The 1966-nt window shown below is 72.9% G+C and carries 1 protein-coding gene and 1 pseudogene; both read right to left on the reverse strand.

What is annotated here, in order from left to right; genetic code table 11:
• Nucleotides 1–161: 161 nt before the first annotated feature.
• The gene (locus tag AC1DQF_RS21520; RefSeq protein ID WP_477527262.1) at nt 162–1517 is read right to left on the reverse strand and encodes a prenyltransferase/squalene oxidase repeat-containing protein; all 1356 of its coding nucleotides are present in this window, start codon (nt 1515–1517) and stop codon (nt 162–164) included.
• Between the two features lie 230 nt (nt 1518–1747).
• Nucleotides 1748–1966, reverse strand: a pseudogene (locus AC1DQF_RS21525) (Asp-tRNA(Asn)/Glu-tRNA(Gln) amidotransferase subunit GatB); the annotation flags it as partial.

Genomic DNA, 1966 nt, shown 5'->3' on the forward strand with positions numbered 1-1966 from the left:
CCCCAGCGCACCGGGGTCGACGACCACGGTGACGCCGGAGACCGACGTGCAGGACGCGGCCGAGGCCGGTGCCGACGGGMCGAGCACGCCGGCCGCCGCGGCCACCAGGGTGGCCGCGGCGACGAGGCGTGCGCGAGGTGCTCTCGTCACGGGTGGGACCCTCAGTTGCGGACCGAGATGCGGGTCTTGGCGGCCTCGTCGGCCGTCTTGACCTTCACGGTGCGCGTCTTGTTGCCGGTCGGCATCGAGAGCTTGCGGGTGACCGGTCGGGCCGAGGCCTTGCCGACGATCCGCTTGGTGTCGCCCTTGACGGAGACGCAGGCGCGCTCGCCCGGGGCCAGGCCCACGACCTTGACGCGGACCTTGTCGCCGGCTTCGGCGGAGCTGCGCGTCAGCGAGACGCCGAGGTCGCCGGTCGCGGCCGGCGCCCACTGCAGGACGGCCATCGCCTGGGCGGTGGCCCGGCGCCACTGGCCGCGCACGTCGCCGTCGGTGAGGCCGCTGTTGCGGGCGGCCTTGACGGCCTTGGCCTCGTAGGCGATCGCGCCGGTGTCCTTGGTGATCGCGCTGCGGCAGCGGAACGAGTCGATCGGCTGCTGGGAGCGGACCCACGTCGCGGCCTTGGTGGCGCCGGTACGCGCCTTGACCAGGCCGAGGGCCCAGCCGGCGAGACCGGTGCTGTTGGTGTTGCCGGCGAACGAGCCGTTGCGCTTCTGCTGGCTCACCAGCCAGTCGGTCGCGTTGTCGACCGCGCGGGCGACGTCCTGACCCTTGGCGTCCCCCTCGACGAGGTTGACGACCGCCAGGGCGGTGGCGTCGACGCTCGGCTCGGAGCCGGCCTGGCCCTCGGCGCAGCCCTGGGCCGCGGCGGCCTTGTCCTTGGTGAAGTCCTGGCGGAAGAAGCCGGACGTGCACTGCTGGGCGAGGAGGAAGGAGACGGCGTCGGCAGCGCGCTGCGACTTCGCCTCGGTCAGGGCGCGGACGGCGTACGACTGGCCCAGGGTGTTGGCGTAGTCGCCGAAGGTCGACCTGTCCTCGATGCGACCCACGATCGGGGCGGTCGCGCTCACGCGCTCCTCGAGGCGGGTGACGAGGTTGACCCCGCCGTACGACGTGGGGTTGGCGCCGGCGACCCGGGCGAAGGTCGCGGCCTTGGCCACCGACCCGGCGTAGGTGCTGCCGGCGTCCCCGAAGGCGTCACCGGAGATGTAGTCGTCGATGACGGGCTGGAAGGCACGGTTCACGGTCGCCACGCCCGCCTTGTCCCCCGCCTGGTCCAGCGCGAAGCCGGTGTCGAGGGTGAGGCCGAAGTCGGTGTAGCCGCCGGCGTCGACCAGGCCGTCGGTCAGCTCGCCCTTGAGCCACTTCCCGGCGAGGGTGATGGCAGCGTCGTCGGTCTTGCCCGGAGTGGGCGGAGCGGCCGTCGCCGACGGGGCGACGACCGTGAGCGCCAGGGTGGAGGCGGCGACCAGCCCGGCGGCGCGACGCCAGGTGTGGGAGCGCAGTGCGTGAGACATGCTGTCCTTCCCGCTGGTGCAACGGGAGGCGCCGGAGGGCGACACCCGCTGTTTCCTCGCAGCGTGATTGTCAGGTGTGCCTACGACGGGCGGTCCGGCTCGCGCCACGACCCCGGGGTCGTGGCGCCTACGGTTGCGGGTCAGCGCCGGATTCAGACCGGCTTCCCCGTCGCAGACGGATGATGGTTTCCTCGGCGCACCCTACAGCCACGACGCCCCGTCCGGATCCGTCAGGTGAGCTTCTCCAGGATGAGCTCGCGCACACGCCCGGCGTCGGCCTGGCCGCGCATCTCCTTCATCACCGAGCCGATGAGTGCGCCGGCGGCCGCGACCTTGCCGTCGCGGATCTTGTCGGCGACGTCCGGGTTGTCCGCGATGGCCTTGTCGACCGCCGCGCCGAGGGCACCGTCGTCGGAGACGATGGCGAGGCCGCGGGCCTCGACGATCTG

Source organism: Nocardioides sp. P4_G4 (assembly GCF_056401085.1).